This window comes from Bacillus sp. 5mfcol3.1 (genome assembly GCF_900114335.1).
Taxonomy (GTDB): domain Bacteria; phylum Bacillota; class Bacilli; order Bacillales; family Bacillaceae_G; genus Bacillus_A; species Bacillus_A thuringiensis_S.
This window is the reverse complement of record NZ_FOST01000003.1, coordinates 457,868-480,047: the sequence shown is the minus strand read 5'-3', so window position 1 is coordinate 480,047 and position 22,180 is coordinate 457,868. Positions and strand designations below refer to the sequence as shown.

Sequence of the window (22,180 nt, the reverse complement as noted above, 5' to 3'; positions counted from 1 at the left end):
TGTGCCTATTAAAATATGTACTGTTGGTAATTATAACATGAAAATGAATTGTAATAGAATAATGCATTAAAAAGAACAAGTAATAAATTAAACAAATGCTTTATTTTGTTATAGATAAATAGGTGACTCAGCAATTGTGCTAGCCGAGTCACCTAGTACTATCGAACCAAATAATGTTCTTTTTCTATATGTAGTTATGTTGAGTTCCTAGAGGCTAGCCCAAAAAACAGTTAAAGGACAAAGAAAATCATAGTAGAGAGTTTTACATTTCATTATGTCAATGCTACAACAGCAAGAGTTAAGCCCAACGTATTTAATGTATTAGAATATGGTCCTACATTAACAGTAAGAGTACTTGTTATACCTGGAGGTGTAGTGAAAATTGCGGGGGCTGATACAGAAGTGAATCCGGCTGTATATCCTAGAGAAGTACCTGATCCAATGATTGGATTATTATTCAGATACATAGTGATACCTGCTGAATTACCTCCTGGTTGAATGATAACTTGCACTTCATAGATTGCTAAATAGGTTCTTCCACCTTCAAGTAAAACAGTTGTAGGTGGTGTGAATGAGATTGCCGTGCCATTAGAATTTACCACAGTATCTAGTGGAATCGCAGAGTTTACAGAAACTATTGATGGGGTAGTTTGAACAACATTTAAACTGTTAGCCGTGGGAGATGGACAAGAACAAGGTTTGTGAATGTTAGAGTTGTTATCATTTTGATAATTCACAAATAATCAAGCTCCTTTACTTAAGATAATTTTTTATCCTATATAAAACGTAGCTTTTTTGTATCTAAGTTATTTTTAATAAGTTTTTAAAGATAATTCGAATATTATTGGTCAGTCAACTCTTAAAAGTATTTGATACTCTGGGATTTAAAAGTGCATCTGATAAATATATATGAATGTTTTTTAAGGACATTACTGTAAGTTAGGAAACATAATAAAATCGTTATTTTAATAAAAAACGGGAAAATGAGGGGAGTAAAAGGAAAAGAACCCTTTATATAAAGGGTTTTTCTGGTGATTTAATCTATCAATTACATTCTTGGTAATATTCATCACATGAATCGTTATTATCGTTACAGCATATACAAAATGTTTTTTGAACAAATAAACTAACTACACTAGTAGAACCTTCCTGCTTTGTAAGAGTAAGACTTTGAAAATCTTCAACTTGAAATATTTTTGTTTGAACAGGTTGTAATGTAGTAGTAATTGGTACGCTAGATCTTTTTGTTAGAATAGTTACTTGAACGGGTGCACTCATACCGACAACGAATAACTGAATTAATGTTTTGTTATGATTGTTTGTAAAATCCTCAAATACAGTTTGTGGAGCGGTGGTTTCAAGGAAAACTGAAACAGGTATATTTCCATTTTCATTTTCTGCAGAACCAGCTATCGTATGAGTTTCAATAAAACAGTTATTTTTTTGATTGTTGGAATGTGATTGGTTTTTATAATATTTTTTACCATCTTTATAAAAGTAATCAGCCATATGAATTTAAAGCTCCCTTCTTTTAAATATCTATATAGTCTATTTAATAAAGTGAAGTAGTGCTTGTACAACATAATAAAATCCGCTCTCGTAATTATCTAAAAATGTTATTTGGAAATTAAAGAGCGCCATTCAAGGCGCTCTCGGATAAACATTAATATTGAAAAAGAATACCACATTATATTTTATGCATGTTCTTAATAAATGTGTAGTTTTTTAGCAAAATCCTTATTTGAAAACAAGAAGCCCTAGAGTTAGGGCTCTAGGGCTTCTTATTTTGGTATTCTCACATGGTTTTTCAAAAAGAATAGAACATATTGAAGATAACATGTGAATGTTTCATAAATGTATCAAAAAAGTGAACAAAATTGCTAGTGGAGAAGAAGCAGAAATGAAGTTTCTAATACGTAAGTACGTGAAAGGTATTATTTCCAGTGGATAAAATGCGCGTGGGACACCTAATCATTATTTTATCGGGGGAAAAGAATATTTTATGAACTTGATTGAATGAAAAAATGAAAATTTTACTTTTAGAGTGAAACTAAACAAAAACGCTATTTTATTAGAAAAGGGGACTTAGAAATGAACTTAAAGGAGTACGTCGTTTATAAACGTGAATCATTGTTATGTATCGGAACTATACAGAAATGCGCTAATTATATGGGCGTACTTCCTGCGACAGTTCGTTTTTATACAAGACCAGCGTATCAAAGGAGAATAGCAAACCGAAAGAATGCTAGAAATTATATAACTGTCAAGGTATTGGAGGATGAAGTAGAATGAAACGCTGCAGTAACTGTTTAGAGGAAACGGATTGGATCGATGAAGTTAGTGAGTTATGTATGGCATGTATACATGAATTAGAAGAAACTGAATAAAAATTTCATTTTGTCATAAATAAAAAGGCGGTAGTTTCCGCAACCACCTTTTTATAAAGCAGAGCCACTTTTTCAGATATAACATATGGATGATTCCTGAAAAAAGTTATAGGACATAACCCTATTTTTATAACGAAAGTGACGAGCTCAAATTATAAGAAAGGACTGGATATATTGTATGAAATCTTGTCTAAAGTGTTCGCAAATAAAAGAGCAGCTAGCAAAAGCTAACTACTCAAATAAGGAAATCGGAGAAAGATAATCATGTGTTTTCATTATTGACAGAATATTTGGTTTTATTCAAGGGATAGATATTCATAATTTTAAAATAAACGATAATATCTTTGTAATACACGGAATATTTAAAGTTTATAAGGGCGAAAGGAGGTATAGGTGGTATGAAAAAAAAGAATACCAGGGTAGTTAGGGTATTTATAGCAGGTCCATTTTTTAATGATGAACAAATTAACAGGATAAAGAGACTAGAAAATGCGCTTGGTAACAATCCTTTTGTTGCAGATATTTTTTCAGCTAGGTTTTATCAACATGAACATTTAACTTTTGGATCTACGGAGTGGAGAACTGTAGTTTTTCATAATGATTTAAAATATTTAAGAAGAGCGGATGTAGTAGTGGCAATTCATGATTTTGTGAATGGATGTGTAGATAGTGGCACGGCTTTTGAACTTGGTTACGCATATGCATTCCAAAAGCCTATTATTTTGATAAAAGAAAAAGAAAGTATACCTAATCTTATGTTAATTGAAAGCTTACATGCCTATCTGGCAAATATAGAAGATATTGTGACGTATGATTTCATTAATATGCCACGTATTCCATATAAAGGGCCGCTAGTGTGAATTTTTTCAGTTTCTTAGATGTATTAAGAGACTGGTTTATTTAATAAAACCCAAAAAAATAATCCTTTGAATAGAAAGTGAACGCAAGTAGAATACAGTCCGGCTAGAAAACTAGAGGACGCCAATTCATTAAAGCAGCAGTTAAAGTTGTTTTAGGAATAGGTGTCCTTTTTATTTTGAAAAGGGAGATGGGGAAATATGAAGGCACTAAAAGCCCAATTATGCGAATGGAAAAAGCAATCCAAGCAAGGAAAGAAGAAAAATAAAACAAAACCAAAAGAGAAATTAAGTACTCGTGAAATTAAAGAGTTAATGGGAATGCATAGACCTTGTTATGAACGAAGACGCGGAGCGATAAGACAAAAGTAATCTAAAAATAAAAAGGAGTGATCTTACATGACTAAACAATTATCTTTCTTACCAAAAATTGATAGAACAGCGACACAAGAAGAATTAGAAGGTGTGTTGGAAAGCGTACGTATACAAAGACAATTTGGGACAATACGTAAAGAAATGAAAGTCACTCCTTCTTATGAAATACGTGAGCATGGTCCTACACTTACAGTTGGAAAACCATTAGAAGATGTTGCTATAGCAAATATTCAATAAAACGAACGAGAAGAGTGGCTTGAAAGAATTTTAGTACGTATTGATCAGTTTCTAAATCGATTAGAAAACGGGCGTGCAGGAAGCATTCAAAGAGATATTATTTATAAACGTTATTTAGAAGAAGAGGACGTATGTAATTACATGGTTTATAACGAAATAGGGATGTCAAAGCGCACTTATCGACGCTGGAAGTCTAAAGCGTTTTATAAACTTGCTTTTGCACTTGGATTAGAAGTTTACGGGACAGAAGAAAAGGGAGGCAATGAATAATGAATTTTGTTCAACCAATACGTGATCCAGAGCAAATACAGCAGTTAAAAGAGTATTGTATGTATATTTCTAATGTATGTGAAGTCTTTATATACAATCAAAAAGAGCACGCATATAAGCGTGCTCTTGGACAAGAAAGGTAGATTTCTATGAGTGGATGACTCCATACAATAATATATGCTTGTCCAGTTAAAAGGTGAAATGTTTTAATAAAATAGTTATTTGATAGAATTTTGATAAAAAGGGATGATCATTAACTCACTCCTTGATTAATGACAATCGCTTATGTATTGAAAAGTCATTCAGCTATTTGAAATATAGTTTCATTAGGTCTGGAGAATCCATATAGTTTCCTTGCGAACTTTAAAATACCTTCTTCGCTCTCTGTTAAAGTTTTAACATCGTTTTCAAAATAACGTCCTATTAGTTCTAATTCAGACAATTTTTTCTTTTCTTTATTAAGTGTAATTTGTTTTTCTTGAATCATATCTTCTTGTTTATAAATGTAGATTTGAATGGAAATAACCATAGGTAGCATAAAAGCAAGTGCTAATAACAGACGACGTTTTAGCTTTTTATTCGTTTGTTGATTCTTATTAGGGTCAATTTGTTTTTTTGAGATTGATTGTTGTGGTGTTAAATTTTGGACACTCCCCATTTTAAAGCCTCCATTGTTTATGTATAGAATTTAAATTGTTTAAAAGTATTATATATGCTAAATAGCTAAATTTGAATCTATTTGGATAAAGGGAGGTTTTATTAAATTTAAATAAAAATGTTATTTGAATAGAGAAGCCCTAGATTTAGGGGGGCTAGGGCTTCAAATCTGAGTATATCTCACACGGCATTATAAAGAGAAAAGAACGTACTGAAGATAACATATGAATGTTTCATAAATGTATCAAAAAAGCGAACAAATTCTTTATTTCAAAACTAAAGAGCGCCTTTTAAAGCGCCCTATGACTAAGATGTATATTGAAAAAACGGTTCACATCATATTGTATGTATGTTTTTAATGATGGTGCAATTTTGAAACAAAATCGTTATTTGAATTATCAATGCGAGTTTTATCTTACTAAAGGAGGGAGAAGGGGGGAAATAGAAGTACAATTCTACTTTTCCCTAAGGATAAATAAATTTGATTACGGTTGAGTTATATTCGTTGTGACGCAACTTGCTTCGAAATTATTGTTAAATACAAGTGTACCTTCACCAGTAAATGGCACTCTAATAACTAGATTCTTACTATCATAATCAAATTCTGTTGATAGTGAACATGATCCGTACTCAACGGAGGAGGATACAAGTTTACCGTTAGAAATATTATAAATAAGAGTTAAACAAAGTGGCTGAGTTAACCCTGTGATAATGCAAGACATTCTATTTACACCTCCTATCTTCTTACTTATTAATAGCGTATGCAAATAGTACAAGCTTTGGCACAGTAGAAGCGGATAGGGAATGATAAAGATAGAAACTTTTAATAAAAGCGCTATTTTAATCAAAAGGGAGAATGAACATTGAACGTAAAGGAGTACGTCGTTTATAAAAGTGAATCATTTCTATGGATTAGAACTATACAGGAGTACGCTGAGTATATGATCGTACTTCATGCAACAGTTCGTTTTTATACAAGACCAGTGAATCAAAGTAGAATAGCAAGTCGGAAGAATGCTAGGAATTATATAACTGTTACGGAGATGAGGAAGATTAATAAAAATTTCATTTTGTAGAGAAATGGTGTGATTAAGTATGGGCATTGAATACGGAATGTTTGTATTAAAAAAGAGCAGACTTTAACCTACACATAAAAGTGCTGGAATTGTTCTAAAGGAAGGAATATCTGAAATATAAATATAATTGAGGGGAGTGAAATAATAATGGAAACTAGTACTTTTTTAGGGCTGTTCTGGGGATGGATGACGGTTATCGTATCGGGAATACTTTTCGTCCGTCCATCGGTGCTACGTGACTTAAAAAAATTAGTGGTTGAAGACAGAGGGTTTGGTATTATGTATGGTTTTCTATCAATTTTCCTAGGATTAGGTACTGTAATTCTACATAATGTATGGGTATTCAACTGGCAGGGATTCCTAACGGTTATTGCATGGCTTGCATTATTAAAGGGAGTTTACATAATTGCATATCCTGAACCCTCCAAGAAAACAGACTTTGAAGTAAGGATACTATCTACACGTATAGTACTCGCTATCATTGGTGCTTTGGCTTTATGGATGCTTATAGTAATCTATATAAAATAATCTTTTTTTAATAAATAAAAGAGCCTAATGTGAGAGAAAAGGCCTTTTCAAAAATTGCATATGAGGAAAATCAATGTCAATAGTTTAATGCCAATAAATTAGAATTAATTCTAGGTATTAAGTATTGAGAAATAAAAAATATTTAAGGCAACAAATTGGTTAACTTTATGAGCTAACCAATTGTTACACAAAAGAAAATTAGGCCCTACAAGTAATAGATGTGTAACTTAAATTTACAGTTATAGTGTAAGCGAGATTGAAAATGTTATACGAAAGTAATTCTGTTTAAAAGTTTTATTTTGTCATAAATAAGAGAGCATTTAGCCCAGCCTAACTGCTCGATACAGAGGTAATAGTCTAGCTACATAGATATTGTATGCTGAGTTATTGATTTTATTTGTGTAAAACACAAAAGAGCAGCTAACAAAACCTAGCCGCTCTAAACAGTGATGTGTCTCTAGATGTAGTTGTAGTATAAACAGAACGTTGAGTTTTATTCATGGGGAGATAGAAATGGGCTTGAAAATAGAATATAGTCCGGCTAGAAAACTAGAGGACACCAATTTTTAGAACTGCGATAAAATTGTTTTAAGAAATGGTTAATAAACGCATAGATTGATAAAAAGTAAAGGGCAAATCCCTTATGAGAATAAGGAATATTATCATTTTTGTTACTATTTTCTTCTATCTTTATATATAATTAATTTGTATTTTATATATAAATTAGGAGGGAATTTATGACTACAAATAAGGACTACATTCGTTATATCCGGGGAAAAGTAGGACATGATTTAATATTTCTTAATTTTGCTGGAGGTATTGTTTATAACGAACGAAATGAAATTCTTTTACAAAAACAGGGAGATAGAAATGAATGGGGTCTTCCAGGTGGTGCTATGGAACTTGGAGAATCTCTTGAAGAAACCGCTAAACGAGAAATATTTGAGGAGACAGGATTAAATGTTGAAGTTGAACATCTTATAGGTGTCTATTCTAAATATTCTGGTGAGTTTCCGAACGGAGATAAAGCTCAGACTATCACTCATTGTTTTCAATGTAAGCCAATTGGTGGAGAACTTACTGTAGATGGTATTGAGACTTTGGATTTAAAATACTTCCCAATAGACCAAATACCAAAATTATTCACAAAACTACACGAAGATGCCTTAGAAGATTGGCTTTCCAAAAGAAAAGGTGTATTTAGATAAAAAACTTTCAAATTAATTATCCATAATCTTTAACTAACAGGTGCTTTAATTGAGCAAGAAAATAAAAACCTTTAACTTCCGCTAAAGATAATTATGTTAATGATCTAGTGATGGCAGTTCTCGTAAGGACAAAAAGAGGAACGTATATAAATAGAGTTGTAGAAATAGAAAGAGTGGATTCCTTGTGAGAGAGTAGGGATCCACTTTTTTCTTGCCACTGATAAAGAGACACTATATCTGACTTACATAAATATCCTATTTATTCAAATTTGTCCTTTCTAATGGTACAATTAGATTCATGGAGGGATATTATGGTAAGTTTTTATGTAACACTGTTTCTTATATTTGGTACTGCGATATTTTTATTTTTCTTGTCTGGTTCATCAAAAATTAAGGCTAAAAATCTATCATTGATAATGATCTGTTTAGGGATAAATCTACTCACAAGTCCAATGGCTTTATTTATAGGTGTGATGGCAACAGACTCTCCATATAGCACTACGCTTGATTTTTTTGGAGGATGTCTCTTTATTCAGGGAATACCGCTCCTCCTCCTACTTGCAGCTTTTTTGAAGTTTGCAATAGCAAAGAAAACAAAACAAGTATAGTATAAACTCTATATTTCTTTTAATAATTTAAGGTTATATATTTTCTGCGTTAGCTGCTTTTAACCACGCTTCGTAGAATTCTGTAACTGATGCATACCGTTCTGCTCGATTGTTATTTACAGCACGATACGCTACCTCATATAATTCCTTACTTGCTTCCCATTTTATAAAAGAACGATCTTTTTCACCGCCTAAAAGTGAGAAAGCCATTGCTCCCATATTAAATACATTTGTTCTTTCATCAATTGTTGCGTTTAGTTCAAATTCCTCTGGTGACATAAAACGGGAGGAACCCCATAGCCGGCCCATTTTATTTATGTAAGGTTTCTTACTGTATAAATCTATATCACAAATTTTTGTTTCGTTTGTATTAAAATTATATAAAATACTACCGTCATAAAAATCTATCGCTACATAGTTTTTCTTTTCTACATAAGTATGGAAAGAAAAAAGGGAATGTAAGGAATGAATTCGTTCTATAGCAGATAAATGCCTAAATTTATAAAATGGTGAGTTTGGATTTTTATATTTCTCAGGAGGTGGGAAACTCCAATGCGAATGAAGACATTCACCATCAAACCAATCGAAAATTAATACATATCCAGATTGAGCTGGAAAATGATCAATTAGTCTTATGAGCGATTCATGTTTTAAATCTTCATAGATAGTAACTGAATTTTTTAGCCTTTTAATAGCGTGACCCGTTGTTCCTTCAAATGCAATTGCTTGTGCTCCTGCGTATTTGATAAATTTCTTATGCCCATCTTTTTCTACACCAAAACTTATATTACCTGAGTCTTGCTGGTCAAAAACTGCAAATACGGTCCCTAATTTAATAAGCCAATCAAAATTATGATATTCTTTTAATTGGAATGTTACGTTATTTAACTGAATTTCCACGGAATTATCTTTCATAGATTACCTCACATTTAATATAATTATGTTGTACATGCCACTATTCGACATATTTTATGGAAATCCTATGCTAATAATATAAAATTTTATAAATATAATGATAAACACTTATAAAGAGGTGAATACAATGGATCAACAAATTGTTATTAAAGCATATCAAAAAGACTGGGTTGAAGAGTATATAAAAGAAAAAGAGAAATTCTGTTCCTTGTTAGGACAAGAAATAATTGCTGTTGAACATATAGGAAGCACAGCAGTAGAAGGATTAGGAGCTAAACCTCTTATTGATATGATGATTGGCGTAACAGACTTACAAATTACTGAAAACTGGATTGAAGTTCTATCGGAAATTGGATATGAGTATGTTCCAAAAGATGCAACCAATTGGCGTTTTTTTAGAAAGGGAAAATGGAGAGCGGGTACTCATCATTTGCATATTTATATTTATAATAGTGATGAGTGGAGAAACAATATTTTATTTCGTGACTTTCTAATAAGCCATGAATGGGCACGTAAAGAATATAGAGAATTAAAAGAGAGGCTTGCTATTACATATGCTTTTGATCGTGTTTCATATACAAAGGCAAAAGCGCCATTTATTCGAAAAATATTAGAATTGGCTAGAATTCAATAAATTTATAGATTCTTATCTAACTAGTTTTGAAACCTCTTCCTATACTTTTTATAGGGAGAGGATTTTTTGTTTTTTTCATGACAAAATATATAATTTCTAATTATTGGAGGCAAACTATTTTATTTATTTTGATATTTCTAGTACATTGGAAATATTAAGGGGGAATTAAGTAATGAAAGCTATTGTACATCAATATGAAAAAGGATTAGAGGGGTTAGAATATAAATTTTCACCTGAGATAAGTCCTAATGCAGGTGAAGTAAAAATAAAGTTAAAAGCTGCAGGGTTAAATCATAGGGATTTATTTATTATAAACAATAGAAAAGAAATGGATCTACCATTAGTAATAGGGTCAGATGGCTCAGGAATTGTTACAGAAATAGGAGAAGGAGTTTCAAATATTACACTACATACAGAAGTTATTATTAATCCTAGTATTGGATGGGAACATGCTACTGAAGTACCGGAGTTACCGGAAGTGCTAGGTGGACCGAAAGATGGAACGTTTGCTGAATATGTAATTGTACCGGCTGAAAATGTAGTAGAAAAGCCGGCATATCTTACTTGGGAAGAATCAGGTGTTTTATCTTTATCCGCATTAACAGCATATAGAGCACTTTTTACAAAGGGTAGATTGAAGTGCGGTGAACATGTTTTAATTCCGGGAATAGGCGGTGGTGTAGCTACATTTGCCATGTTATTCGTGAAAGCAATCGGCGCAAAAGTGAGTGTTACTTCAAGGGTAGAGAATAAAAGGGAACTTGCTGAAAAATATGGTGCAGATATTTCTTTTAATAGTACCGGAAATTGGGAAGAGAGCTTACAAGGTGAAAAAGTAGATTTAATAATAGATAGTATAGGCCCGGCAACTTTCTTGAAATATTTTGATGTATTAAAGCCAAATGGAAGAATCGTGAATTTTGGTGCAAGCTCAGGAGATAAAATTGAATTACCATTACGCGCATTATTTTATAATCAAATTGATATTATGGGAACATCCATGGGTAGCCGTGAGGAATTTAATGAGATGATAAAGTTTATTGAAAAATATCAAATTAAACCAATTATTGATAAGGTTTACTCGTTAGAAGAAGCAATTCGAGCACTAAGCCGTATGGAACATGGGGAACAATTCGGAAATATTGTACTTCAAATGAATTAAAAAATATGATTTTGCAATTAGTATATTTAAATGAATATGTTATGTATTTCAAACATGAAAAAAATACGAACCGCCTTATTATAAAGGCTTACCGGCTTTATACATAAATAGCGTATAAAATTTGTTTAATAATTGTCACATGAGTAATAGTAAAATGAGAATTAGATGAAAAAAGTTTAAGCCTATTTTCATAATGGTATTGTATACTGTGTAAATCAAGAACACTTGTATGTAAGGAGAGAGTTTAATGAATTACACAGTATTTCAGTGGTTTAATAATTTTGCTGATTCATCCAAACTATTAGATACGTTAATGATTGCTATTACAAATAGCGCTGCATACGTAGCCGTTCTATTTATGTTTATCTTATGGTTTAATAATGGAAAGAAAGAAAAGGCAATTAGAAAACAATATACAGTTTTATATACGACGCTTTCGGTTATTATTGCATTATTAGTAAATGTTCTTATACACGCGGTATATTACCATCCGCGTCCGTTCGTATCACATGATGTACATCAATTAGTACCACATGCAGCAGATTCATCATTCGTTAGTGATCATTCTGTACTTGTATTTTCAATCGCCTTCGTATTTATTCTTAGAGGAGAAAAACTGAAATATATCGCGCTATTATGGGCAGTACTAGTCGGTATATCACGTATGTACGTAGGTGTTCATTATCCTTTAGATATACTTGGTGCAGCATTCTTAACACTTATTACGAGTGCTTTAGTAATGCAAAGTACACGTATGTTTGAACCAATAGCGAAACTTGTATTCAAAATGTATGCATTAGTAGCGAGACGAATTCCTTTCTTAGCGAAATATAACCATATCGCATAATTTTCCTATAAAAAGTTCCCCTTTGGACATCCAGAGGGGAATTTTTTTATAGGAAATACGAAAAGAGTTTAGAGTGCTCTGTAATCAAGTTGTACTAATTAATATTCTGAAATTTCACGCACCGTATTTTAAATATATAAAATAATAACACAAAATAACAACAGTTAGTTTTGCATTGTTTTAAAGGAATTAAAAAGAAAACTTCGAAACATATAGTATCGTAAACAAAAACTACAAATTTTAAAACGGATCTTCGTACGAATCCATTCCAAAAGAGAGGAGATAAGTATGCAAAAACTCCAAACGAATAAAGGCGCTCGATATATGATGATTGCTTTTATTGTTTTGTTTCTTATTATGATTTTGCGTATATTCTATATTCAGGCAGTAGGAGTCGTGCATAATGTGAATGTAAAGGATCTCGCGAATGAACAACATAATAAAAAAGGTGTTTTAGAAGCGAATCGTGGCACTATCTATGATCAAACCGGAAAGGTGTTAGTACAAGATTCTACAACGTATCGAGTTGTTGTGAATTTAAAAGGAAAAGATAAAGTGAAAAATAAAGATGAAACCGCACAACAATTAGCCGATGCGCTTGAAATTGATAAAGAAGAAGTATTAAAAAACTTTCATGAAGGGCGTACGCAAGTTGAAATTGGGAAAATTGGTCGGAACTTATCTAGGGAAAAGAAGGAAAAAATTAATGATTTAAAAATACCAGGTGTATCTTTTATGTCAGAAAAAGCAAGAGTGTATCCGAATGAAGACTTTGCATCCTATATACTTGGTTTTGCTAGACCAGATGATAAAGGGAATACGGAAGGGAAGTTTGGGCTTGAAAAGAGTTTGGATAAATATTTGCGCTCTACAAACGGAAATATAGAATATGTGGGTACACGAAGGGGAATTCCGCTTACAAATGATATAGGTAAAGTAGAACCAGCTAAAAATGGGAATAACGTATATTTAACGCTTGATAAACAAATTAATAGTTTTTTAGAAGAAGCGATGAACAAAGCGCAAGAACATTATGATCCTTCTATGTTAATTGGCATTATTGCTGATCCAAAAACAGGAAAGGTTTTAGCGATGTCTAGTAAACCTAGTTACAATCCTAATGTAGGTGATATCGAATACTTTTTAAATGACCCGATTGCAAATGCATATGAACCAGGTTCAACAATGAAAGTTTTTACATTAGCAGCTGCCATTAATGAAGGTGTATATAACGGAAAAGAATATTTTCAATCTGGAAAATATTCCGTTGGTTCATCTGATATAAAAGACCATAATGGTGGATTTGGATGGGGATCAATTACATTTGATGAAGGATTTGAAAGGTCATCAAACGTAGCTTTTTCTATTTTAGAAGATCAGTTACTGAAACCAAATAAATTTAAGCAATATATGAATAAATTTGGATTCAATCAAAAAACAGGGATAGATTTACCTGGAGAAAGGAAAAATACTTTATTATTAAATACACAAATTCAACAGGTTACAACTTCTTTCGGTCAAGGTTCTACAGTAACTCCGATTCAATTAATCCAAGCGGCTACTGCTATAGCAAATGACGGGAAAATGATGCAACCATATATCGTTGATAAAGTTGTAAATCCAACAAACAAAGAAGTTATTATGGAAAATCAACCGAAAGAAATTGGGAATCCGATAAAAAAAGAAACAGCGGACAAGGTTAGAAGCTTAATGGAGCGTGTTATAACATCTTCAAAAGGAACTGGTACAATGTATAAAGTAGATGGTTATCCAATTGGAGGTAAGACAGGAACAGCACAAATCCCGAATCCTGAAAACGGCCGATATATGGAAGGGAAAGAGAATTACATTTTCTCCTTTTTAGGAATGGCTCCAATTGATGATCCGGAGTTAATCGTATACTTAGCTATTAAGCAGCCAAAGTTAAAAGGAGATGAGTATGGAGCTCAGCCTCTTGCTGAAATATTTAAACCTGTTATAAAAAACAGCCTTGAATATTTAAAGGTGAAACCGTATACAGAAAAACAAATAGCTGATGCAGCAAAACAATCTCAATTAAAAGTACAAAATTATGTAAATCAATCGATGGATACGGTAGAGAATAATGTAAAAAAAGAGAAACTCCAACCGATAATTTTAGGAGAAGGAAAAATAATAAAACAATATCCACAGTCTGGCGAGGTAATGAGTGAAGGTGATCGTATATTTTTATTAGGGAATAACGCACAAATGCCAAATGTAAAAGGGTGGTCCATGCGTGATGTTATGTATTTCTCTAAACTTTTGAAATTAGATTTGAAAACTTCTGGTACGGGTTATGTAACGAGTCAAAGTATTGAAAAAGGACAAGATTTACAAGAAGGAGATACACTAGAACTAGAATTAGAACCGCCGTTACAACCGTTAACAGAGGCGAATACGAATTAATCCAGGCATTTGGAAGGAGCTATATGCAAATAGCTCTTTCGTTAGAGTTGCGAGTAATTTCACGCACCGTAATTTTTAGAAAAAATAATAAATAAAAGAACTAAAAGTGACACGTTGTTAAATATCTGATTATTGTTTATTTACAGTTAAATGCATATGTGATAATATGGAAAAAATAAATGCAGTGAAGAGAAGAGTAAATAAAATGAATTTTTCACAGAGAGCTCCATGTAGCTGAAAAGGAGTAAAAATTCTTTATTGAACCAAGCCTCTGAGCAGCATATCGGAACTTATTATTAGGGGATGGTGTGACGGGAGCTCCCGTTATAGAGCTATGGTATAAGCATGAATTAGAATGCAGTACCTGATAAGGTTAGTATGGTGACATATTAACAAACTAGGGTGGCACCGCGATGATAAATCTCGTCCCTAAGATTAAAAGTCTTGGGGGTGGGATTTTTTTATTGTTGTAAAACAATTTTGAAAGCGGGGGCCAAAAATGAAAAATTTACTTAAAGATTGGAAATATCCTTTATTACTATTGTCCGGAGTTGGTATTGCGAATTTAGGGGCATGGATTTACTTAATAGCACTGAATGTACTTGTCTATCATATGGGTGGCTCAGCCTTAGCTGTCGCTACTTTATATGTAATAAAACCATTAGCCACTTTATTTACAAACGCTTGGTCTGGGAGTATGATTGATCGTTTAAATAAACGGAAATTAATGATTCACCTCGATATATATCGTGCGTTATTTATCGCTATTTTACCTTTACTTCCGTCACTTTGGATTGTTTATGTATTCGTATTCTTTATAAGTATGGCCAGTGCAATTTATGAGCCAACTGCTATGACGTATATGACGAAATTAATTCCAGTAGAGCAAAGACAACGTTTCAACTCATTACGTACTTTAATAGGATCTGGTGCATCATTAATTGGACCAGCAGTAGCGGGGGGATTATTAATTGCAGGTACACCAGAGTTTGCTATATATATGAATGCTATAGCATTTCTCTTATCAGGATTAATTACATTACTTTTACCTAATCTTGATAAGAAAGAAGCTTCGGATACAACAAGTAATACATTATCTCTTACAGTATTAAAAAAAGATTGGAACACTGTTATAAATTTTAGTAGAAAACATGTGTATGTCGTATGTGTGTATTTCTTATTTCAAAGTATGTTCGTATTAGCAACTGCTACTGATTCACTTGAACTATCGTTTGCGAAAGAGGTATTACTACTAACAGATAGTGAATATGGTTTTCTAGTTAGTATAGCTGGTGCAGGATTTATTTTAGGTGCCATAACAAATACAATTTTGTCAAAGAAATTAGCACCTTCATTTCTAATTGGAATAGGATCATTATTCATCGCAATTGGTTATTTAATTTATGCTTTTTCAAATATATTTTTAATAGCTGCTATTGGATTCTTTATTTTATCTTTCTCTATGGCATATGCAAATACAGGCTTTTATACGTTTTACCAAAATAACGTTCCCGTTCATATAATGGGACGGATCGGAAGTATATATGGACTTGTTATTGCGTTAGTAACAATCTTTATTACAATATTATCTGGTGTTGCGACTCAGTTCATTTCTATACAACTTGTAGTTATTGTAGGTTCATTGATCATGTTATTTATTACTATCGTCTTGTGTGTGTTTACTTTATTCCCATCACAATCTAAGTTGTATTCTACTGAATCAATAAAGTGAAACTTTAATCAGGGGGGCATCCCCCACTGATTATCAGCCCTCACCAATCGGGCTTTTACGGGCAGCAGGGTCCCCACTTAACTTCTTTGCTTTCGCTGAATTTTGAGATGGGGGTCCTACTGCCCACAAATAGCGGCATACATTCGAAATGAACTTTGTGTTCTCATTAACAATTTATCGTATTTAATAAAAGGGTTCTTTCCCCTTTATATGGAAAAATTAATAAGGGTAAAGAACAATACCGAAAGACAAGGGTGGTTGTCGTGATAAAAACAAAAGATGAAATTAATAAAATTGTAAAAGAAATACAAAAGAAAATAGATTTCTCTGGGGTAGTTTTAGTAAAAAAAGAAAAAGACTTAATCTATGAAAAAGCAATGGGTTACGCAAACCAAAGTGAATGTATAAACAATACGATACAAACAAGATTTGGCATTGCTTCAGGATGTAAAATTTTCACTGCAATTGGCATCTGTCAACTTGTTGAAAAAGGTGTTATTTCTTTTCATACAAAATTAAAGGATTGTCTAGAGATAAAACTTCCAAACTTCGATGAAGATATTACAATACATCAACTACTAACGCATAGCTCTGGTATACCAGATTATTTTGATGAAAGTATTATGGATAACTTCGAGGATCTTTGGAAACAAACACCTATGTATCTATTAAAGAGCTTAAAAGACTTTTTACCATTATTCCAAAACAGTAATATGATGTTTACACCTGGGAGTAAGTTTCACTACAACAACGCAGGTTTTATCATACTTGGATTAATAATAGAAGAACAGACGGGACTTAAATTTACGGAGTATATAGAAACAAACATTTTTAATTCGATTGGCATGAATGATTCTGGCTATTTTTCGTTAGATAAATTACCAAGACATACAGCTCTAGGATATATAAAGGACGAAACCAACCAAAATTGGAGAACAAACGCTTACTCTATACCAATAAAAGGAGGGGCTGATGGAGGTGCATATGTTACTGCACCAGACATGTTGAAATTTTGGGCGGCACTATTTAATAATGAAATTTTAGGAAAGGAATATACAAAGTTACTTTTAACTCCCCACATTCATGTAAATGATAAACAGTCTTACGGATATGGAATATGGATTGAAACACGAGAAAACAAGGTATTCAAATATCATGTAATGGGATATGATCCAGGCGTCAGTTTTCGCTCGGCCATATATCCAGAATTAGGAATCACTTTAGTTATTCCATCGAATAAAGGGGCAGGACCTGAAAAATTAATGACAGAAATAGAAAGAACTTTTTAATTATATGGATATAAAAGAAGAGATACGAAAATAATTTAAACGGGTTTATGATTGTTTCTGTTCTGAAAAATATTTTAGTTAACGAGGAACCCTTTATTTATTAAATAAGGGGTTTTTGTAATTCTGCACAATTACATATGTTTATATGGATTTTTAAATTAAAAAACATTACTATATAATTGTAAATTTAAATTATTAATTCATATGAAAGGATGTGTTAACAATTTGTATATGATCAACGGTAGTTTGTTTATTATTTTAGGGGTTATTTGTTATTTAATTGTACGTGGAATATTAATTGGTACAAAAAATAAAAAACATATGATTTGGTGGAAAGAAATAATAAGTTTTTTATTCGTGGTCTACATTTGTATGGTTGTTGCAGTAACTTTATTCCCTTTACCAATCGGTTTTCCTTCTAATATTGAAAATCTGAATCGCTCGGTCAATATAATTCCATTTGCATCAATTATTAAAGACATCAATCAAATTGGTAGTGCTTATGATGGGGATGCCCTATTTATGATTGGTCTAATTGTAAGAAATGTAGGCGGGAATATTTTATTATTAATGCCTTTAGGATTTTTAGCACCAATTTTATGGGATAAATATAAAAAGTTCAAAAATACTATTTTATTGGGATTTACTATATCAGTTAGTATTGAATTGCTACAATTAATTCAGTCTTTATTTAGTGGAGTGGGACGTATTACTGATATTGATGATGTGATCTGTAATGTTATAGGTTCTATTATTGGATATTCTATTTATAATATCTTTTTAAAAGCCATTAATAAATTTAACATTCGAGTGTTGGGTAAAACTAATTCTAAAGGTGTGGAATTAGTTGATAAATAGGAGTTTAAACGAGTTATTAAAGGCGTACGAGTAAAAAGTACGTCTTTTTATTTTTATAAATAATGCTTAAGGCTGATGAGAAATCACATTTTCCATCTTACACTTGAAAGTAGCTATCGTATTTCAAGTATGGAATGAAAAGAGGAGAATATAATTTTTAAAGATAAACAAGTTTATAGGAGGATTCTAAATGGATATTTTACTTGTTGTTCTTATTATTGTTTTGATGCAAAGTAAAGAACGAAAAGTGAAAATAAACCGTATTTGTCTCATTCCGGCTTTGTTGTGCTTTGTAACAATCCAGTCCATTATTCATATGGGACAAATAACTTTGCTGCAAGGACTACTGTTTGTTGTAATGCTTGGAATCGGCTTAGGTCTTGGAATTATACGAGGAAGAGCTTTAACATTTCGAGTAGATAGTGAAACAGGTCATGTACTACGAAAAGGAAATTGGGTAAGTACAATAATCCTTCTTATTATTTTAGGAGCAAAAATTATAATTAAACAAAGTATGTTTTCTGGTAGTACACACCAGACATTAATGGTTGTAACAAACGCCTTTTTATGTATTACATTAGGCACCGTGATTAGTAGACGTTATTATATTTGGAAAAAATATAATGAATTAACACAAAAAGCGTAAATACATTCATCCCTTGTTTAACATTGCTAAGAACGGTAATACTAATTAACATTGAACTTTTACAACAAGGGATGATAATATGATATACATTTACACAGACTTCGGCGGTACTCATACAACTTCACTTGCTGCAGCGTATCATTTAAATAAATTACCAACGGATCGTAAGTTAACGAAAGAAGAAATTTTGAATGTAGATTACTTTAATAAATTGAAAACAGAAGATATGGGAAAAATTATTTTTCATGGAATTGATGAACATGGTCATCCTGTATATACGATTGGATGTGGCGCATCAAAAGTTGTTGTACCTGCGATGAAGCATTTAGGAGAAATCTTGCAAAAACATTATCAAAGTCATGAAAAAATTATTTTTTCTAATACATCACCAACTGTACCTTTACCAATGACTTTTGGTGGTCTGTTTTCTAGAAGGTTCCATATCGATTTTATTGGCGTACCGTTACTCGTATGGGGAGCAAAAATTTGCTGTGATAATATACAAAGGCTTGTTAGTTATACAAAAGAAGCTGGAAGATTAACGAATGATTATGTTGTAATTTTAGATAATGAAACTTTTAAATAGTATATGATAAGAAGAAAATCGAGCAAATTCCTTGATTTTCTTTTTTATTTGTGAAATAGACAAGAAATAGTCACATTTAATATACATCTACTATAGCCAAAACAATAAAGTCCTGTTACTATTACAGGGATATTCTCTTTTTATAACATAAATATATAGAAAAATTAGAAAAGAGGAATTGAATTAAGGGAGGAACAACATGAAGCGTGTTGCTTGGATTACTGATAGTACAACTGCGAATTTAAAAACAGAAGGAGATAACTTTGTTATCCCAATCGAAGTTATTATTGATGGAATGTCGTACAAAGATTGTGAAGAAGGTGTACGTGAACGTGTTTATAATGCGTTAAACGAAGGTAAAACAGTCACTACTTCACAACCTAATATTGGGGAAATGGTAGAGTTATTTACGAAATGCAAAGAAGAATATGAAGAAGGATTTGCAGTTGCTATTAGCGGAAAAGTAAGTGGAACCTATCAAAATATGAAGCTAGCTGCAGAAATGGCAGGTTTTCCATTAACGGTATTAGACAGTGAAACAACAAGTTATCCAATGGATGAACTAATTAGAAAAGCGAAATCGTTATACAATGATGGTATGACTTTACAAGATATACACAAAACATTAGTAGATGAAAAAAGAAGACCTTTCCACGTATTCCCGAAAAGTTTAAAAGGCCTTTATGCAAGTGGTCGTGTAAAGGGCATTCAATTTTTACTTGGAAGTTTATTAAGTGTTAACTTAATATTAGAAGTAAAAGGTGGAGAGCTTTTACTTGAAAAGAAAGTTCGTAAAATCCAAAAATGTCGAGAATATATTAAAAATGAACTTGAAAAAGAATTACCAAAAGTACTTCATATGTTCCATGCTAATGATAAAGATGGAGCCGAAGAATGGATTGCAGATATTAGACAAGCATTCCCTGAAATGGATTTCAAATTATATCCATTACCAATTTCATTTGCGGTTCATGCAGGTGAAGGTACAATAGCAATTAGTTATTAAAGTAAAACCCGTGAATTATTCACGGGTTTTTTATTTAATTAAAACAAAATGGGATCTCGACATATCTCCATCGAACTTAGTAATATTGCATTTTTAAACCATTGCTCAGCTAACCCTATGCAAATTTACAATTTTTAATGTCAACACTTCAAACTTGACATACTTATTGAGAAAGAGTGAGAATGAAAATATAACACTTATCCGATACATTCAGGGGTTATTAGTATTGGATTTATTTTTAAGGGGGATGTTTAATGAAACCAGAAATAATTATCAGAAATTTCTTTAAAGAAGTGCGTTCAGGGAGTAATCCGGATTTTTCAAATCGATATATGGCAGATAAAGTATTGGCACATCAAGTTATATCTGAAGAGGAACAAACAGTATATAGATCGCCAAAAGATTACGCTGAGCATGTAAGAGAGATGGTTGAAGTATATGGGAATTTCTCTTTAGAAATTCAAGAATTATTAGTACAAGATAGTAAAGTATATGTACGCTGGAAACAAGTAGGTACACACATAGGAGAAATAGATGGGTATGAACCTACAGGTCTCCCTATAATTCAAATAGCAAGTGCAGTGTATAGAATAGAAAACGGGAAAATTTCAGAGTATTGGATTCAAATTGATAGATCAGGAATTCAAAATCAATTAGAATACAATAAAAATATTCAATAAATTATCTTTAAGAATAATAGGAAAAAGCATAAAAACAAGATTTTTAAAACGATTATTTCTGTTACATAAAGGATACAAATCAATGTACTTTTTTACTGAAAGATTCATTCAAATTAATAAAAAGAGAGCTTGTTTTAATAAATCTTTTAAAATATGCTCTCTTTTATTGTTTCTATGTGTGCTGACATCAGTTTGATGTAACATTATTATACAGTAACAAGAAATATAGGCATCTGTTTATGAACCAAAAAAATAGCGACAATGGTTCATATGGTTTAAATTCGGTATACGCTAGTTAATAATGAAAATAATAAATTGCAGAAATATATAATAGAATATTCGCACTAATATTTATACAGCTACAATCTATTTACATATAAGGTTATTAGGATTATATTGAAAATGAAAGAGAAAACAATAGATGGAAGGGGATGTTTTTTATGTTTAAAAAAGCAGCACTAGGGATTTCATCGTTAGCAATCACAGCGTTCGTCGGATTAGGAATGGCAACAGAAGCTTCAGCTGGACCAGCAGCACCACTTACTTCACTAAACGTCGTACAAGTAGAGTCTGAGCTAGGCGGGGTAGAAACAATTAATCAGAACAGCTTCAGCACATCGCGTAACCACGGGGGAAAATACTTATATATTACAACGAAAGAAATGGGCTATGGCCAAAACCCATTTGCTAAAATGAATGGTTCTAATGTAAAAAGTATTGATTCCACTATAATTGGCGGAAGACCAATCGTTGGCTGGTATTATAAATGGGATGCTTCTGGACACCAACAAGGAACTTTTGAGTACCAAAAGACATCTATAAATGCACCATTTAATACAATGCGTACATCAATTTATATCCAATAATTTCGAAAGCGTTCGCACATGTAGAATAGTAAAAAAGGTACTTCTAGGAGTACCTTTTTTTGATTTGAATCACGTTCATCTATATTTACAATCCTGATTTCACAGCAAAAATACTTACCATAAAACAAAATCCTTAAACGTCTATAAAATTAATATGAACGCGTAGTACAAGTCCGCTACAGTTAAAGTACGTAACTTTACATATTTCAACTCAATGAAGAAGGAAGAAACTGTAGTACTTACGCCGCAGTTTTTAATTTATCCATGAACTCATAGTTTAATTTTAAGTTTTTTAGATATATAGACATAACCGTACTACCTGCTACTCT

25 protein-coding genes, 1 pseudogene and 1 other annotated feature are annotated in these 22,180 nt (G+C 32.0%); of the genes and pseudogenes, 21 read left to right on the top strand and 5 right to left on the bottom strand.

The window, feature by feature from the left end:
* Positions 1 to 272: 272 nt before the first annotated feature.
* Positions 273 to 737: a hypothetical protein gene (locus tag BM089_RS20715; RefSeq protein WP_001109242.1), complete on the bottom strand. Its 465-nt coding sequence runs from the start codon at positions 735 to 737 to the stop codon at positions 273 to 275.
* Positions 738 to 1,044: 307 nt separating this feature from the next.
* Positions 1,045 to 1,509, bottom strand: coding sequence for an exosporium protein D (locus BM089_RS20710; RefSeq protein ID WP_090977948.1), 465 nt, complete (start codon positions 1,507 to 1,509; stop codon positions 1,045 to 1,047).
* A 582-nt stretch (positions 1,510 to 2,091) separates the two neighbouring features.
* Here BM089_RS20710 and BM089_RS20705 point away from each other — a divergent pair.
* From BM089_RS20705 to BM089_RS31150, 5 genes and pseudogenes are all read left to right on the top strand, one after another.
* Entirely contained in the window at positions 2,092 to 2,292 is a 201-nt protein-coding gene (locus tag BM089_RS20705) for a hypothetical protein (protein ID WP_090977946.1), read from the top strand.
* 493 nt (positions 2,293 to 2,785) lie between these two features.
* Positions 2,786 to 3,247, top strand: a complete 462-nt coding sequence (locus BM089_RS20700; RefSeq protein WP_025118696.1) for a nucleoside 2-deoxyribosyltransferase — start codon at positions 2,786 to 2,788, stop codon at positions 3,245 to 3,247.
* Positions 3,248 to 3,445: 198 nt separating this feature from the next.
* The gene (locus BM089_RS31155; protein ID WP_000645522.1) at positions 3,446 to 3,616 is read left to right on the top strand and encodes a hypothetical protein; all 171 of its coding nucleotides are present in this window, start codon (positions 3,446 to 3,448) and stop codon (positions 3,614 to 3,616) included.
* Between the two features lie 27 nt (positions 3,617 to 3,643).
* Positions 3,644 to 4,126, top strand: a pseudogene (locus BM089_RS20690) (ArpU family phage packaging/lysis transcriptional regulator).
* Positions 4,126 to 4,269, top strand: a complete 144-nt coding sequence (locus tag BM089_RS31150; protein WP_002094038.1) for a hypothetical protein — start codon at positions 4,126 to 4,128, stop codon at positions 4,267 to 4,269. Before BM089_RS20690 ends, BM089_RS31150 begins: the two are co-directional and overlap by 1 nt.
* A gap of 155 nt (positions 4,270 to 4,424) precedes the next feature.
* Here BM089_RS31150 and BM089_RS20685 read toward each other — a convergent pair whose 3' ends face one another.
* Together BM089_RS20685 and BM089_RS20680 are read right to left on the bottom strand one after the other, a co-directional pair.
* The gene (locus BM089_RS20685; protein WP_000536042.1) at positions 4,425 to 4,784 is read right to left on the bottom strand and encodes a septum formation initiator family protein; all 360 of its coding nucleotides are present in this window, start codon (positions 4,782 to 4,784) and stop codon (positions 4,425 to 4,427) included.
* Positions 4,785 to 5,268: 484 nt separating this feature from the next.
* Positions 5,269 to 5,505 carry a hypothetical protein gene (locus tag BM089_RS20680; RefSeq protein WP_001277643.1) on the bottom strand — a complete coding sequence of 79 codons (237 nt, stop codon included), beginning with the start codon at positions 5,503 to 5,505 and terminating at the stop codon, positions 5,269 to 5,271.
* A 141-nt stretch (positions 5,506 to 5,646) separates the two neighbouring features.
* Here BM089_RS20680 and BM089_RS20675 point away from each other — a divergent pair, with 141 nt between their 5' ends.
* From BM089_RS20675 to BM089_RS20660, 4 genes are all read left to right on the top strand, one after another.
* On the top strand, positions 5,647 to 5,859 hold the full coding sequence (locus BM089_RS20675) for a hypothetical protein (protein WP_090977944.1): 213 nt from the start codon (positions 5,647 to 5,649) through the stop codon (positions 5,857 to 5,859).
* Positions 5,860 to 6,006: 147 nt separating this feature from the next.
* On the top strand, positions 6,007 to 6,387 hold the full coding sequence (locus BM089_RS20670; protein WP_090977942.1) for a hypothetical protein: 381 nt from the start codon (positions 6,007 to 6,009) through the stop codon (positions 6,385 to 6,387).
* Positions 6,388 to 7,124: 737 nt separating this feature from the next.
* A complete protein-coding gene (locus BM089_RS20665) occupies positions 7,125 to 7,595 on the top strand; it encodes an NUDIX hydrolase (RefSeq protein ID WP_090977940.1) in 471 nt (156 codons plus the stop codon).
* A 311-nt stretch (positions 7,596 to 7,906) separates the two neighbouring features.
* Positions 7,907 to 8,203, top strand: coding sequence for a hypothetical protein (locus BM089_RS20660; RefSeq protein WP_000253417.1), 297 nt, complete (start codon positions 7,907 to 7,909; stop codon positions 8,201 to 8,203).
* 33 nt (positions 8,204 to 8,236) lie between these two features.
* Here the strand turns inward: BM089_RS20660 and BM089_RS20655 are convergent, their stop codons facing one another.
* A complete protein-coding gene (locus tag BM089_RS20655; protein ID WP_000654531.1) occupies positions 8,237 to 9,118 on the bottom strand; it encodes a protein kinase domain-containing protein in 882 nt (293 codons plus the stop codon).
* 127 nt (positions 9,119 to 9,245) lie between these two features.
* On the opposite strand from BM089_RS20655, the gene BM089_RS20650 reads away from it, so the two are divergent.
* The 12 genes from BM089_RS20650 (at position 9,246) to BM089_RS20595 (ending at position 21,851) form a co-directional block, all read left to right on the top strand.
* Positions 9,246 to 9,752, top strand: a complete 507-nt coding sequence (locus BM089_RS20650) for a GrpB family protein (protein WP_000372679.1) — start codon at positions 9,246 to 9,248, stop codon at positions 9,750 to 9,752.
* Positions 9,753 to 9,924: 172 nt separating this feature from the next.
* Positions 9,925 to 10,914 (top strand): zinc-binding dehydrogenase, encoded by a 990-nt coding sequence (locus tag BM089_RS20645; protein ID WP_090977938.1) that lies wholly within the window; start codon positions 9,925 to 9,927, stop codon positions 10,912 to 10,914.
* Between the two features lie 247 nt (positions 10,915 to 11,161).
* Positions 11,162 to 11,761 carry an undecaprenyl-diphosphatase gene (locus BM089_RS20640; RefSeq protein ID WP_001110124.1) on the top strand — a complete coding sequence of 200 codons (600 nt, stop codon included), beginning with the start codon at positions 11,162 to 11,164 and terminating at the stop codon, positions 11,759 to 11,761.
* A gap of 288 nt (positions 11,762 to 12,049) precedes the next feature.
* Positions 12,050 to 14,188: a penicillin-binding protein gene (locus BM089_RS20635; RefSeq protein WP_090977936.1), complete on the top strand. Its 2,139-nt coding sequence runs from the start codon at positions 12,050 to 12,052 to the stop codon at positions 14,186 to 14,188.
* Between the two features lie 175 nt (positions 14,189 to 14,363).
* Positions 14,364 to 14,622 (top strand) — a binding site (T-box leader).
* A gap of 65 nt (positions 14,623 to 14,687) precedes the next feature.
* Positions 14,688 to 15,920, top strand: coding sequence for an MFS transporter (locus BM089_RS20630; RefSeq protein WP_090977934.1), 1,233 nt, complete (start codon positions 14,688 to 14,690; stop codon positions 15,918 to 15,920).
* A 263-nt stretch (positions 15,921 to 16,183) separates the two neighbouring features.
* Positions 16,184 to 17,209 carry a serine hydrolase domain-containing protein gene (locus BM089_RS20625; RefSeq protein WP_139213303.1) on the top strand — a complete coding sequence of 342 codons (1,026 nt, stop codon included), beginning with the start codon at positions 16,184 to 16,186 and terminating at the stop codon, positions 17,207 to 17,209.
* A 225-nt stretch (positions 17,210 to 17,434) separates the two neighbouring features.
* Complete coding sequence (locus BM089_RS20620) at positions 17,435 to 18,067, top strand: VanZ family protein (RefSeq protein ID WP_061660852.1); 633 nt, start codon at positions 17,435 to 17,437, stop codon at positions 18,065 to 18,067.
* A gap of 190 nt (positions 18,068 to 18,257) precedes the next feature.
* The gene (locus BM089_RS20615; protein ID WP_090977932.1) at positions 18,258 to 18,713 is read left to right on the top strand and encodes a CcdC protein domain-containing protein; all 456 of its coding nucleotides are present in this window, start codon (positions 18,258 to 18,260) and stop codon (positions 18,711 to 18,713) included.
* Positions 18,714 to 18,792: 79 nt separating this feature from the next.
* Complete coding sequence (locus BM089_RS20610; RefSeq protein ID WP_000639421.1) at positions 18,793 to 19,299, top strand: DUF3189 family protein; 507 nt, start codon at positions 18,793 to 18,795, stop codon at positions 19,297 to 19,299.
* Between the two features lie 199 nt (positions 19,300 to 19,498).
* Positions 19,499 to 20,305 (top strand): DegV family protein, encoded by an 807-nt coding sequence (locus tag BM089_RS20605; protein WP_000831926.1) that lies wholly within the window; start codon positions 19,499 to 19,501, stop codon positions 20,303 to 20,305.
* Positions 20,306 to 20,559: 254 nt separating this feature from the next.
* The gene (locus BM089_RS20600) at positions 20,560 to 20,985 is read left to right on the top strand and encodes an ester cyclase (protein ID WP_053564321.1); all 426 of its coding nucleotides are present in this window, start codon (positions 20,560 to 20,562) and stop codon (positions 20,983 to 20,985) included.
* 440 nt (positions 20,986 to 21,425) lie between these two features.
* Complete coding sequence (locus tag BM089_RS20595) at positions 21,426 to 21,851, top strand: DUF4879 domain-containing protein (RefSeq protein WP_000472916.1); 426 nt, start codon at positions 21,426 to 21,428, stop codon at positions 21,849 to 21,851.
* Positions 21,852 to 22,180 lie beyond the last annotated feature (329 nt).